This window comes from Alicyclobacillus cycloheptanicus (genome assembly GCF_028751525.1).
GTDB lineage: Bacteria > Bacillota > Bacilli > Alicyclobacillales > Alicyclobacillaceae > Alicyclobacillus_L > Alicyclobacillus_L cycloheptanicus.
On sequence record NZ_CP067097.1, the window covers coordinates 3,219,020 to 3,232,657 of the forward strand.

11 protein-coding genes, 1 tRNA gene and 1 riboswitch are annotated in these 13,638 nt (G+C 58.7%); of the genes, 10 read left to right on the forward strand and 2 right to left on the reverse strand.

Features of this window, described 5'->3' with window-relative positions; all coding sequences use genetic code 11:
- Positions 1 to 34 precede the first annotated feature (34 nt).
- The 7 genes from JI721_RS14970 to JI721_RS15000 all read left to right on the forward strand — a co-directional run bounded on the left by JI721_RS14970 (position 35) and on the right by JI721_RS15000 (position 8,091).
- Positions 35 to 110: transfer RNA gene (locus JI721_RS14970), tRNA-Lys, on the forward strand.
- 178 nt (positions 111 to 288) lie between these two features.
- Positions 289 to 1,956 (forward strand): hypothetical protein, encoded by a 1,668-nt coding sequence (locus tag JI721_RS14975; RefSeq protein ID WP_274455656.1) that lies wholly within the window; start codon positions 289 to 291, stop codon positions 1,954 to 1,956.
- Entirely contained in the window at positions 1,953 to 3,791 is a 1,839-nt protein-coding gene (gene uvrC, locus JI721_RS14980) for an excinuclease ABC subunit UvrC (protein ID WP_274455657.1), read from the forward strand. The genes JI721_RS14975 and uvrC overlap by 4 nt, the downstream gene beginning before the upstream one ends.
- Before the next feature lie 131 nt (positions 3,792 to 3,922).
- A complete protein-coding gene (locus JI721_RS14985; protein ID WP_274455658.1) occupies positions 3,923 to 4,540 on the forward strand; it encodes a succinate dehydrogenase cytochrome b558 subunit in 618 nt (205 codons plus the stop codon).
- 16 nt (positions 4,541 to 4,556) lie between these two features.
- The gene (gene sdhA, locus JI721_RS14990) at positions 4,557 to 6,317 is read left to right on the forward strand and encodes a succinate dehydrogenase flavoprotein subunit (protein WP_274455659.1); all 1,761 of its coding nucleotides are present in this window, start codon (positions 4,557 to 4,559) and stop codon (positions 6,315 to 6,317) included.
- The gene (gene sdhB, locus JI721_RS14995; RefSeq protein WP_274455660.1) at positions 6,314 to 7,099 is read left to right on the forward strand and encodes a succinate dehydrogenase iron-sulfur subunit; all 786 of its coding nucleotides are present in this window, start codon (positions 6,314 to 6,316) and stop codon (positions 7,097 to 7,099) included. The genes sdhA and sdhB overlap by 4 nt, the downstream gene beginning before the upstream one ends.
- A 215-nt stretch (positions 7,100 to 7,314) precedes the next feature.
- Positions 7,315 to 8,091: a hypothetical protein gene (locus JI721_RS15000; protein WP_274455661.1), complete on the forward strand. Its 777-nt coding sequence runs from the start codon at positions 7,315 to 7,317 to the stop codon at positions 8,089 to 8,091.
- A 79-nt stretch (positions 8,092 to 8,170) separates the two neighbouring features.
- Here JI721_RS15000 and JI721_RS15005 read toward each other — a convergent pair whose 3' ends face one another.
- A complete protein-coding gene (locus JI721_RS15005; protein ID WP_274455662.1) occupies positions 8,171 to 9,283 on the reverse strand; it encodes an HD domain-containing phosphohydrolase in 1,113 nt (370 codons plus the stop codon).
- A gap of 371 nt (positions 9,284 to 9,654) precedes the next feature.
- Positions 9,655 to 10,335: a sensor histidine kinase gene (locus JI721_RS15010; RefSeq protein ID WP_274455663.1), complete on the reverse strand. Its 681-nt coding sequence runs from the start codon at positions 10,333 to 10,335 to the stop codon at positions 9,655 to 9,657.
- A gap of 284 nt (positions 10,336 to 10,619) precedes the next feature.
- Positions 10,620 to 10,711: riboswitch (cyclic di-GMP riboswitch) on the reverse strand.
- A gap of 195 nt (positions 10,712 to 10,906) precedes the next feature.
- Here JI721_RS15010 and pxpB point away from each other — a divergent pair.
- Genes pxpB through JI721_RS15025 form a run of 3 tightly spaced genes read left to right on the forward strand, consistent with a single transcriptional unit; the run spans position 10,907 to position 13,484 of the window.
- Complete coding sequence (gene pxpB, locus JI721_RS15015) at positions 10,907 to 11,641, forward strand: 5-oxoprolinase subunit PxpB (protein WP_274455664.1); 735 nt, start codon at positions 10,907 to 10,909, stop codon at positions 11,639 to 11,641.
- 39 nt (positions 11,642 to 11,680) lie between these two features.
- Positions 11,681 to 12,712 carry a 5-oxoprolinase subunit C family protein gene (locus JI721_RS15020; protein ID WP_274455665.1) on the forward strand — a complete coding sequence of 344 codons (1,032 nt, stop codon included), beginning with the start codon at positions 11,681 to 11,683 and terminating at the stop codon, positions 12,710 to 12,712.
- 46 nt (positions 12,713 to 12,758) lie between these two features.
- Entirely contained in the window at positions 12,759 to 13,484 is a 726-nt protein-coding gene (locus tag JI721_RS15025) for a LamB/YcsF family protein (RefSeq protein ID WP_274457890.1), read from the forward strand.
- Positions 13,485 to 13,638: the final 154 nt, after the last annotated feature.

Consider the following 13,638-nt stretch of genomic DNA (forward strand, 5'->3'; position numbering starts at 1 on the left):
GAGGGTCCGGTCCGGATACGCCCAGAGGGACCTTGGGTCATTAGCTCAATTGGTAGAGCATCCGACTCTTAATCGGCAGGTTGAAGGTTCGAGTCCTTCATGACCCACCATGAAGCTTCATCAGACAGCGGCTTTGGTCTGAAAATGAAATCAGCTCCTGAACGGGAACAATTGCGGCGGCGTCAAAAACCCGCCGCTTTTTGTATGTGGAGAAGAGGTTTGCATCGGCTGGTTTCTCTACTATCATGGGAGAAGAGCAATGAAGCGCGAACACCTGGAGGGACGGTAGTGGGAAAGCGAGTGGACGAGCGGGAAAGACGATGGCGCACCGTAGAGGCGGCCGTCGCGGCATATGGTCCGGGACTTTACACCGCACTGTCCCAGCTGCCGAACGCGTCTGCCGCGGTGGATGAGGTGTGGGTGGACGTTTTTACTGAAGTCTTTCGCCGCGCACGACGCTACGCGCGGGCGAAAAGTCCGCAGCGGTACTTGGTTGCTTTGGCGGGCGAACGCTGTCAGGCACACGGCATTCAACTGCCGGACGTCGACTGGGGCACCACCGGCATTGCCGTGTCGGACCTGCAGCGGCTGTTTGAACCACCCGCCGCGGCGTTGAGTGGGCCGGACGAGGCCGAGGCAAACCCGCAGAAGCCCGGCGGTGGCCACACCGAAGCTGCCGGCGTGCCGGTCATCCCGCCGGACGTCTGGGTGAGATTGCACAAGCGCCTGCTGGCGGTGGATGTGCTGCTGGATGCACAGGCGCGCCGCCGAGGACCCGCGTGGACGCAATTTGCTGTCGCACTCACCGCACTGGTTGGCATCGCGGCTGTGATTTACGGTGTCTCCGCATCGCCTTCGGCGGGCGCGAACGTAACCGCAAAGACGGAGGATGAGAAGGTGGCGTCCGCATTTCCGCCGCCGCTCTCCAATCTGCCGACCGCGACGTTGGCCCAGTTTTCCGTGCCGGGTAACGCAGTGCGTCCGTCGCTCGATCACGCCGCGGTCTCGTCCACCGCGCTCTATTTGCCGTCCCTTCAGTTGAGCAGCAGCGGGCAGCGCACCATTTCGATTGTGCAGCTGCCGTTCGCCAAGACCGGGCACACCTGGACTCAGGCTGCGTCCGTCATCGGAAACATCCCCTTGGTGACACCCAAGAACGCAGACGGTTCGTCGGGGAAGTCGAGTGTCTCCTGGAGCCTTCGCTCGTGGAAGTTTGAGGTGGACAACGACTGGGGGGTGGCGATCGTCACGTGGAACGACGCGGCTGCTGCTGGCCAGAGTGCGCAAGACACTTCCGGTTCGCTGGTGCAGCTGTATGGGTTCAACCTCGTCACGCACCACAGCGGGTTGCTGAAAACCCTGGTTCCGCGCGCTGGAGAAGCCACGGCCTACGTTGCGGCGGCCGGGGATGGACGCATCATCGTCCAACCCGGGATTTCGGAGAGTACGGGCAGCACATCCACGATGGTGGGGCTGCCGGTCGAGGTGTATACCATCCAAGGAAACGACCCTGCAAAGGCGTTGAAAACACAAATGGAGGTCACCGGTTCCTTCGGGTTTATGGCGCTGCCGACGGTCACGAAGAGCGGCATCGCGTTTCAGGGGATTGTGGGCCAGTCGGACGACGGCTCGGCCATCAACGCCACTTGGTATGTATTGGACTGGGATGGCACGCTCAACAAAGTGCAGGGCCCGCCGCTTGACAATCAGCCCCACTGGGTGGTGGAAGGGTCGACGGGACAGCTGTGGTGGGCGGAAACGACGCCGGATGTGAACCAGCAGCCGAACAGCGTCCAGGTGGTCATGGGACCGCTGGCCGCGCCGGATACGACGGCGGCATCGACGGAGACGCTGAGCGGTCCTGTGTCGGACTTCACGGTCTCGGGGAGCGATTTGGTCTGGATTCAGACCACCAGCAACGTCACGCAAATTGTGGTATCGGAAGTGACACAATGAACGACAACTTGAAAGAAAAGCTGAGTTTGCTGCCCGCCAAGCCGGGCGTCTACCTGATGAAAGATGGTCATGGGCAGGTCATTTACGTGGGCAAGGCACAGCGGTTGAAGAACCGCGTTCGCTCCTACTTCACGGGCTCCCATGACCGGAAAACGCAGGCACTGGTGGCCAACATCGCCGACTTCGAGTACATCGTGACTGACACGGTCGTCGAGGCGCTCGTGCTGGAGTGCAATCTCATCAAGCAGTACACACCGCAGTACAACATCATGCTGCGGGACGACAAAGCCTACCCGTACATCAAGATTACGAATGAGCAGCATCCCCGGCTGGATATCGTCCGCCGGGTACAAAACGATAAAGCGAAGTACTTTGGCCCGTATCCAAACGCAACCTCGGCGTCGGAAACGAAGAAGCTCCTGGAGCGTCTGTATCCGCTTCGGAAGTGTCGCACGCTGAAAAAGCAGGTCTGTTTGTACTATCACATCGGCCAGTGTCTGGCGCCATGCGAGTTTGAAGTCAAGCCGGAAGCCTATCAGCAGATTGTCAAGGAAATCAGCCATTTTCTGAACGGCGGTCATCAGGAAGTCGTCGCCGACCTTCAGGAGAAAATGATGCGGGAGGCCGAGGCCCTTCGGTTTGAACGCGCGAAGGAACTGCGAGACCTGATTGCGCACATTGAACGGGTCATGGAAGCACAAAAGATTACCGTGGTCGACCAAGTAGATCGCGACGTTTTTGGGTACTATGCAGACAAAGGCTGGCTTTGCGTCCAGGTGTTCTATGTGCGCAGCGGGAAGCTGATTGAGCGCTCCGTAAACATGATGCAGCACTACGGGGACCCTGCGGAGGACTTCATGTCCTACGTGGAGCAGTTTTATTTCCAGCAGCCGGACGTTCCCAAGGAAATTCTCCTGCCACAGGGCGTCTCCAGCGACGCGCTGGCCGATTGGCTGCACGCCAAGTGTCTGCACCCGCAGCGCGGGCAAAAGCGGCAGCTGGTCGAACTGGCGACGGAGAACGCGCGCCTGTCGCTGGAAGAACGCCTGCGGCTTTTGGAACGCAAGATGGATCGCACCCTTGGGGCAGTGATTGAGCTTGGGGAGACCCTGGGGATTCCCATGCCGCACCGCATTGAGTCCTTTGACAACTCCAATTTACAGGGCAGCGACGCGGTGGCGGCCATGGTTGTCTTCGTGGACGGAAAGCCGGCTCGCCAGGAATATAGAAAGTACAAAATTCGGACCGTCCAAGGTCCGGATGATTATGCGTCCATGAAGGAGGTCATCCGGCGCCGGTATACGCGCGTGCTGCGCGAGAAGCTGCCGCTGCCGGACCTCATTGTGATCGACGGCGGGAAAGGTCAGCTGGCGGCGGCACTGGATGTGTTGGAAAACGAGCTCGACCTGCATGTGCCGGTCTGCGGCCTGGCCAAGGACGACCGGCATCGCACCAGCCAGTTGTTCTTCCGCGACGAGCCGGACCCCGTGGCGATCGACAGGCATTCGCCCGCGTTTTATTTGCTCGAGCGCATCCAGGATGAGGTACACCGGTTTGCCATCACGTTTCACCGCCAGTCCCGGAAGAAAACGGGGTTGTCCTCCGTTTTAGACCAGATTCCCGGCGTCGGTCCGCAGCGGCGCAAGACGCTTCTGAAGCACTTCGGTTCGCTGAAGGCCATGGCAGAAGCGGATGAAGCGGAGTTTCGACAGATTGGCATTGGGCCAAAACTGGCATCGGAGATTCAAACGTACCTGCGCACGCAGCACAAACCCGGGGGTGCCGAGTCGTCCAACGCTTCGGTTTCGTCTCCGGACGTGGGCTCGTTTCCTTGACCTTGTATGATTCAAACATTACAATTTACGTTGGTAAAGCGAGAGGCCTGTCCGGCTGGCAGTCGAATTCGACTGCCGTTACATATGTGCACCACACACCGGCGGGACTGTATTTGGAGGGAGGCACGTACGTGGCACAAGCGCAAGATCATTCTGAGTTTCTTCTTCGCCGCCTGCACACGTTGGCGGGTGTCATTCCGGTAGGCCTGTTTCTGTTGGAACACCTGTTCACCAATGCAACGGCAACGACTGGTGCGAACTCGTACAACCAGGCGGTCTGGACGATTCAACACATTCCGTTTCTGCATGTCGTTGAATTTGTATTCATCTTTCTTCCGTTGTGTTACCACGGCGTTTACGGCCTGTATGTCGCGTTTACGTCAGGCTACAACGCTGGGCAATACTCCTGGGGCCGCAACCTGCTGTTTGTGTTGCAGCGCATTTCTGGGGTCATCACATTCGTCTTCATCATCTTCCATTTGTGGACGACCCGCTTTTCCGGACACGCCCCGACGTTCGCTTATGTTCATCAACTGATGCAGAACCCCGCGTATTTCTGGTTCATGATCATTGGTGTGCTGGCAGCGACGTTCCACTTCTCAAACGGCTTGTGGTCATTCTGTATTCACTGGGGCATCACGGTGGGCGCCCGTGCGCAGCGCATCACCAGCTACGTGACGATGGTGATTTTCGTCGTGCTGGCCGGTGTCGGCGTCAGCGCAATCTTGGCCTTTACGTATACCGCGTAAGTAAGGAGTGAGCATCGTGGCGAATCAGCGTATTATCGTGGTCGGCGGCGGCTTGGCCGGCTTGATGACAACCATCAAAATTGCCGAGGCTGGGGTTCCGGTCGACTTGTTCTCTCTCGTTCCTGTGAAACGCTCTCACTCTGTCTGTGCGCAGGGCGGTATCAACGGGGCAGTGAATACCAAGGGTGAAGGTGACTCCCCGTGGGAGCACTTCGACGATACGATTTACGGCGGCGACTTCCTGGCGAACCAGACGCAGGTGCTGGGGATGTGCGAAGCGGCGCCGGGCATCATTCACTTGCTCGACCGCATGGGCGTCATGTTCAACCGTACGCCGGAAGGCTTGCTGGACTTCCGTCGGTTTGGCGGCACCAAGCACCACCGCACGGCGTTTGCCGGCGCTTCCACCGGACAGCAGCTGCTGTACGCGCTGGATGAGCAGGTGCGTCGACATGAAGCGGCCGGGCTCGTGCAGAAGTACGAGGGCTGGGACTTCTTGAAGGCTGTGATTGACGACGAAGGCATCTGCCGCGGCATTGTCGCGCAGGACCTGCGTTCCATGGAGATTCACGCGTTCCGTGCCGATGCAGTTGTGATGTGTACGGGCGGGATCGGCATGATTTTTGGAAAGAGCACCAACTCGATGATCAACACCGGGTCGGCAGCGTCAGAGCTGTATCAGCAGGGCGTATACTATGGCAACCCGGAAATGATTCAGGTGCATCCGACGGCCATCCCGGGCGATGATAAGCTGCGCTTGGTGTCCGAATCCGTCCGCGGCGAAGGCGGCCGTGTGTGGACGTACAAAGACGGGAAACCCTGGTACTTCCTCGAGGAAATGTACCCGGAATACGGAAACCTCGTGCCGCGTGACATTGCGACGCGCGCAATTTTTGACGTGTGTGTGAACCAGGGATTGGGCATCGACGGTCAGAACCAGGTGTACCTGGATGTGACGCACATTCCGGCTGACCAGTTGAACGTCAAGCTGGGGAGCGTCATTGATATTTATGAGAAATTCGTCGGCGATGACCCGCGGAAGGTTCCGATGCGTCTGTTCCCGGGCATGCACTACAGCATGGGCGGTCTGTGGGTGGACCTGCAGCAGATGACCAACATTCCGGGCCTGTTCGCCGCCGGGGAGTGCGAATTCCAGTATCACGGCGCAAATCGTCTTGGTGCGAACTCGCTGTTGTCTTGCATCTATGGCGGCATGGTCGCTGGACCGAACGCAGTGAAGTACGCGAAAGGGCTGAAGCGCTCCGTTGATGCGCTGCCGGAAACCCTGTATGAGCAGTACCGGAAGGGCGAAGAACAGCGCTTTGAGGACATCCTGAAGATGGACGGGGAAGAGAACCCCTATCGTCTCCACCGCGAACTCGGCAAGCTGATGACGGACAACGTGACCGTCGTTCGCTACAACGATCGCCTGAAGCAGACAGACGAAAAGATTCGCGAGTTGATGGAACGCTGGAAGCGCATCGGGGTGTCGGATAAGGCTCGCTGGGAAAACCAGGTGGCGCCGTTCACGCGGCAGCTGTGGAACATGCTGCAGATGGCGCACGCGATTACCATTGGCGCATTGATGCGCAATGAGAGCCGCGGCGCGCACTACAAGCCGGAGTTCCCGGATCGCGACGACGAGAACTTCCTGAAGACGACGCTTGCGAAGTGGACACCCGATGGACCGGAAATCTCCTACGAAGATGTAGATGTATCTTTGATTAAGCCTCGCCTGCGCAACTACGCGGTGAGCAAGGAGGCGACCAAGGAATGAGCGAAGCAGCAACTGCAACCGCACAAGCCCCATCGACAAAGAAAACCGTCGAATTGGTCATCGAACGTCAGGACGGACCAGATGGTGCACCCTATAAGGAAGAGTTCGTCGTTGACTACGTGCCTGGCATGAACGTCATCGCCTGCCTCCAGGCGATTCAGCGCAACCCTGTCAACAAAGCGGGCAAACCCGTAGCGCCTGTCACCTGGGAGTCCAACTGCCTGGAGGAAGTCTGCGGCGCCTGCATGATGGTCATCAACGGCAGGCCGCGCCAGGCGTGTTCCGCACTGGTCGACCAGTTGGAGCAGCCGATTCATCTCAAACCCGCGCGGACCTTCCCCGTGGTGCGCGACCTTGTGGTCGACCGCAGCCGGATGTTCGAGGCGTTAAAGAAGGTCAAGGCGTGGATCCCGATTGATGGTACGTACGACCTGGGCCCTGGACCGAGAATGCCGGAAGTCGACCGTCAGTGGGCGTATGAGTTGTCCCGGTGCTTCACCTGCGGCGCTTGCGTCGAGGCGTGTCCGAACGTGAACGACAAGACGGAGTTCATGGGCGCTTTTGCAATTTCGCAGGCCCGCTTGTTCAATGCCCACCCGACCGGTGCCATGCACCGTGCGGAGCGCTTGGAGGCGTTGATGGGCCCTGGCGGCATTCAGGAATGCGGCAACGCGCAGAACTGTGTGCAGGTGTGCCCGAAGGGCATTCCGTTGACCACGTCCATCGCGGCGATGAACCGTCAGGTGACCTATCACGCGATTGGCGCTTGGCTCAAAAAGTAATTTCTCCGTTTCGTCTGTCGGATTCGAAGCAAATTGCATTTGTGTTGCGAAAGCGGCGACCCAGGAAGTTGGGCCGCCGCTTTTTCCGTTGCTAAAGCCCCTCGTTTAATGATGTCCCGGCGTGTCGATACTGAACGTATGGATTTCGTTGGTCTGTACGTGAGCGCAGCGTCAGTGACGGCCGCCGGACAGTCGGCGGCGTTTGGAGGGACACGATGAAACGGGGAATCGAGGCGGTGTTGATCGCCATCGTCAGTGTAGCGACGCTTTCCGGTGCGATGAGTCTATTACGAGGACATGCCAATGAGAACCCAATTGACCGTTGGGTCGCGCAGGCGTGGAGTCAAGTAGGCGCTCGCACGCTGCCGAACTTGGAGGCGTGGACGGCGGAGTCGACCAAGGCGAATGACAGCAACGGGAACGTCGATGGGAACAGCAGTGGGCATGTCGTTGGGAACGGCGCTGGGCAAGACGGCACACCCGCAAAGTCGAGCCCTGCAAATTCAGCCGCGGTGAGGGAGCAGGGCGAGGCCGCCCCGACCGGATCCAAGACGAGTCACACCAGCACCGACGCGGCCGGTGCCACAGGCAGTACGCACTCGGGAGCCAGCACGACGGCGGCTTCCGACCCCGCAGCGCAAAAGGTCGTGTCGGTGGATGGCATTGCGTTGTCGCCTGACGATGTCGCGCGGCTTGCGGAGATTGGGGACCAGGTCATTCACGCCTTGTCTCCCGTGGAGTGGAAGGAAATCGCCAACGCCATCACGACAGCCGGCGGCTCACCGACGTCCGACGAGACGCTGATTCAAATTGTTCAGCGCCACCTCAGTGCCCAGGATGAAGCCTGGTTGTTGGGGTTGTTCACCCAAGGGGCCGACCAAAAGGATGGGAAAGCAAACCCGGTACTGCAGCGCTCAGTGACGCAGGCGGAATCGGAGCTGACACCAGCAGAACGAAAAATCCTCGAAAGCGAAATCAATCCCTCGGATTGACGCGTCCCTCGGGCGGGCGAGCGATGGGATGGAGACGAGCCCTGTGGGCTGCGGCGCTTGGCACATCCACGAGGATGGTCTATATTTCGTTGAACAACCGCGTGAAGGACTGGACGACGCCGGGGGAGAGGATATGCCCCGCGGCTTCCTCCACCGTCTGCAGGGCGGCGGAATGCCGCTTGTGGTTTTGTACGATTTCGGTAGCATACACGTCCGCTGCTGCGAGGACCTGTGCGAGCGGCGTGATTTGACCCTCGCGCTTTCCGCTCGGAAACCCGGATCCGTCCCAGTGTTCATGATGATCACGAATGATGTCCAGCACCCGCGCGGGGACGGTGGTCACCTGCAGCATACGGATGCTCAAATCTGGGTGCTGTTGATACTGCTGCAAGGCGTACGCAGACCGGTACGGGTTCTCAATCACCTCCGGCTCGAGCGCGGTCAGCCCGTAATCGGCGAAACGGGCCGCATAAATGACATCGTTCATGTCTTCTTCCGGTACGCCCATCGCACTGCAGAGGGCCTGTACCGTTTGCACCCGTGTATCCGTCAAGGCCGAAAATGCCCGGTGGGTGAGTTCCTGCGCGTTCATGGCGTCGAACAAAAACAGAAATTCCCGAATGCCATCGAGATCGACCTCATACAGACTGTCAATATGGACATACCGCTTTGGGTGCGTTCGCCAACTATCCATCAGCGACTGGGCCTGCTGCCACTGGCTCCACATCGAGAGCTGACCGAACAGAAGCTGTGATTTTTCGAGCAGGCGCAGCGCCACATTTAGTTCGCCCAGGTGATACGCAAGGTGCGCCAGGAGGTTGCAAAGCCGCGCAATTTCCTCCCGCTCGTAGTTTAAGATGGAGGACCACACCATGCGAACCGCTTGTTGCGCATAGACGACGCATTGGTCGTACTGCTCCTGCGCGAGGTAAAGCCGCCCCAACTCGGTGAGGGTCGGGAGAGGGGGCGTCTCAAACAGTTCTAACGCGCGAAGCAGGCTGTGCTCGGCTTCCTTGTACGCGCCAAGCTCGATTTGCAAATGCCCGAGGTTGTTTAACAGAGTGGCTTCGAACTGCCTGTCATGGGTCTCACGAGCGTATCCTAAAGCGGTACATGTATTTTCTAACGCCTCACGGTAAAATTCATTGTAGGCCTGCGAGACGGCTAAGTTTGCGCATAGGCGTGAATGCAATTTCAGATCCGAGGTACTTGAGATTGCAACGAGATGAGTTAACAGTCGCTGGGCCCGGTCATGCTGAGAAAGGTATCCGTATGCCATTGCTTCGTGCATTTGGTAGCGTAGTTGATTCCTATCCGAATAAGACTTACGGACAGCTGTAATGAAGTGTTCAAGGGCATCGTGAATTTGGGAAATCCCAACGCTGATTAATCCGATGGCATCATGAACAGTGGCTGAAGACTCCTCAGTCGTAGCGAGCCCCAATGTGGCCTCCAGCAATTCAAGTGACGCATAAGGGAAGCCCTTTGCGGAAAAGGACATTGCACGCTGGATATTCTCAGGAATGCTGTTCCCTAAAGGAGTTGGATCGAGAGGATGGTCGTTCACAGTGTCTCTGTCTCCTGCTCAATTGGAACAAGGATGCGAATAGTGCTTCCTTGACCAGGCGTAGACTCAATTTCTAAAACTCCGCCAAGATACGCTGCGCGTTCACGCATTCCCACAATACCAAAGTGTCCGTCGGGAACTTCAGAAGGATTGAAGCCTTTGCCATTATCTTTGATCTCGATTTCAAGTCTGCTGCTGACTCTTGAGATTGTAACTGTCACAAGTTGAGCCTGAGCATGTTTTTTGACGTTTTGTAGAACCTCTTGAATTAACCGGTAAAGCGCAATTTGCCTGGCCGGAAGCAAGCCTTTTGCAGCACCAGGGTCCGCAGTGACTTCAAATTGAATTTGCCAATCTCGTTCGCAACGGCGGCACAGTTCAACGGTTGCCGAGACAAGGCCAATTTCGTCGATGGCAACTGGGCGCAGGTCGTAAATCAATCGACGAATGTCGTTGATGGCCGCGACGATGCGGCTATTCGTTCGGGATAATTCGTTCATCGCCATCTCAGTGTCTGTTTGGAGAAGCCTTTGAACCACGTCTAGGCGCATGCTGATGTTTGTAAGATCCTGCGCCGGACCGTCGTGAAGGTCCCGTGCGATTCTCCGGCGTTCTTCTTCAATTAGTCGAATCCCATAGTCGATCGGGTCGAACGTGGGGAGATCCGAAGAAAACAATGTCTAAACTCCTTCCCAAATATAAAAAGGGAGGGAAAGCGGTCGAAACCCCTTCGCCTCCCTTTAACACATATCAACTTAATCCCAAATCCAAATCATTCCATCGGGTGAAGCGTGAAAGGACGTACCGGTTGAAGTGGTCGTGGTCTGTGTACTGGTAGAGCTAGTGGAAGTCACGCTCTGCGCAAAAACAGGTGCACTGATCGACAAAATGGTGGCCACGCCGACAACAACGCCCAACAATGACTTTTTCATATAACATTTCTCCCTTCTGACGGTTCGGGTCCGGCAACTCGGCTGCCATGGCGACGATGCTGCTCGCTGTAGGCCCGTGGTTTTGCGCCCTTACCTTTCGGTAAGTTCGCCTTTGTCTACTAATTTTAGTCAAGATTTTCTAGTTGTCAATGCGTTTTGTTAGAAAACTTATAATGAATCGTCAAAGTCCCCCAGTTTTCGGGGGTGTTCTTTGAAAAACGGCAGTTTTTTTTCGGCTGGGTTGGTTCCGGGATGATGCAGCGCCGTTTATAATGGTTCTAACAATCACCCAGTGAAAAGATGGGGGGAGGCGCCGGTGAACGAGGCAGGTGCCGGGCATCCAGTCGTGATTGAACCCTTGGGCGATCACGCCGTGCTCATCGGACTCGGCGACGAGATTCAGGAGTCTGTGCATGGTCGTGTGAAAGCGGTGTGCGACATGCTCGACAGAAGTTCGATTCCAGGCGTGGTGGAGTGGGTGCCTGCTTTTACTTCCGTTGCAGTTGTGTATGACCCGCTGGTCACGGCGTGCAGCGTGTTGATTGACCACCTGCGCCGGGTGCTGGCGGACCTGCCGAGTCTAGACGTGTTGGGCGGCCGGATCGTCGACATCCCGGTTTGTTACGGGGGTCCGTTCGGACCCGACCTTCACGAAGTCGCGCGCCGCTGTGGACTGAGTGAGGCGGAGGTCATTCGTTTGCACAGCGAGCCGCTCTACCGTGTCTATATGGTGGGGTTCGTGCCGGGTTTTCCGTACCTCGGCGGCCTGCCAAAGCGTCTCGCCGCGCCTCGCAAGCGGCAGCCAAGAACCCAGGTGCCCGAGGGGAGTGTTGGCATCGCGGGTGAGCAAACCGGAATTTACAGCCTCTCCACACCGGGCGGGTGGCAGATTATTGGACGGACACCCGTGAAGTTGTTTGACCCCACGGTCAATCCACCATCCTATCTCCAAATGGGTGACAGGGTTCGGTTTTGTCCGATTTCCGAGGAAACCTATCATAATTTATATGAAGCTGCACACGATGAAGCTGCGCGCGGGCGCCCAATGTGATGATGCTGAAGCCCACCATCGGGAATGGAGCGTGGACGAATGTACATGGAGGTGCTTGACGGCGGATTCTTGACCACCGTACAGGATTTGGGCCGCATGGGGTGGCAGCGCTACGGGGTGGCCGTGAGCGGCGTCATGGATGCCCAAACGGCGACCGTCGCGAACCTGCTGGTCGGCAATGACCGAAACGCGGCAGTGCTGGAGGCGACCCTGCGCGGACCGCGGCTGCGGTTTCACGATGAGACGCTCGTCGCGGTGTGCGGCGTCGGGATCGACGCAACAGTCGATGGGATGGCCGTGGAAGGGTGGCGGCCTTGTCTGGTCGCTGCGGGGCGGACGCTTGAAGTGCGTTCGTCGGCGCGTGGCTGCCGCGTGTACATTGCGGTGGGCGGTGGTGTCCTTGCCGACCGTGTTTTGGGGAGCCAAAGCACCTATTTGTACGGACGGTTCGGCGGCTTCCACGGCCGAGCCGTTCAGAAGGGCGACGTGCTGCAGCTGGGTGCGCCGACGGGGGAAACGCAGGAGCGAATGCGTCGTCTTCGCCGCCAGGAGGCGTTTTTCGCGGTGGAACCTCGGTGGGCGGCAGGGCACTCGGTGCGGCCCCGCTTCGCGCCCGAAGGAAGCGTGCGCTTCCTGCCTGGGCCCGACCTGTCGAGACTGTCTCCGGACGCGCAGGAAACGTTGTTTGCTGCGACGTACCGGGTGTCCCCCAGCTCGAACCGCATGGGCCTGCGCCTGGAGGGGCCGGTGCTGCAGGTGCGGGACGTGACAGAACCTGTGTCGAAACCGGTCACGCGCGGCACTGTGCAGCTGCTCAATGATGGACAGCTGGTGGTGTTGATGGCAGACCACCAAACGACGGGCGGGTATCCGAATTTGGGACAGGTTTTTCTTGTCGACCTGCCGCAGCTGGCGCAGGCAAAACCGGGCGATCGCCTGCGGTTTACGGCGGGCTCGCTCGCGGAAGCACACCGGGCGCTGCGCGAGCGAACTGAGGGGCTGCGGGTCTTGGAGGTCGCACTGCGTCTTATGGACGCATATGGATGGAGGGAGTCTCGTGCAAGCGTCTAGCAGGCGGGCAGGTGGAAACGCGGGGCAGATTGACCTGAATGCGGACATGGGCGAGAGCTTTGGTGTCTATAAACTCGGCCAGGATGAAGCGTTGCTGGGGGTTGTTACGTCGGCAAACATCGCGTGTGGTTTTCACGCGGGCGACCCGACGACGATGCGCGTCGTGGTCGAGCAGGCACTGGCGGCCGGCGTCGCCATCGGGGCACACCCTGGACTGCCGGATCGCGTTGGATTTGGCCGCAGAGAGTTGGCCATCACGCCGGAGGAAGCGTTTGATTTGACCTTGTACCAGGTCGGTGCCTTGCATGGCGTAGTACGGGCTCTCGGCGGCCAGCTGCGGCACGTGAAACCGCACGGCGCGCTGTACAATATGGCGGCAGCCCGCTTCGATCTGGCCAGTGCAATTGCAGAGGCCGTCCGACGTGTAGATGACCAGTTGATTTTGGTTGGACTGGCTGGGAGCGCACTCGTCACGGCCGCGCACCAGGCATCGATTGCGGCCCGCAGCGAGGTGTTTGCAGACCGCCGGTACCGTGCGGATGGGAGCCTGGTTCCCCGGCGTCAGGCGGGTGCAGTCATCGAAGACCCTGCGGAGGCGGTGGCGCAGGCCGTACAAATGGCGACCGCGGGTGTGGTCAAGGCGGAGGATGGGAGTCGTGTACCCGTCGCGGCGGACACCCTCTGCATCCACGGTGATGGGTCGCACGCCGTGACGTTCGCCATGCAGATTCGCCGTGCGCTGGAAGAAGCTGGCGTGCGTGTGGTCGCTTAGGCGTTTGACCGTATCTCCCGGCGGCGGTATGGCTTGTCTTGACGCGGCATTTCTGCGGCCGCCCAACTTTGTGATTCACAGCACGCGGTTCTGCCGGATGACATACTATACCCTGACTGTATCCCATTCTTGTACATCGACCGACAAGGAGGGA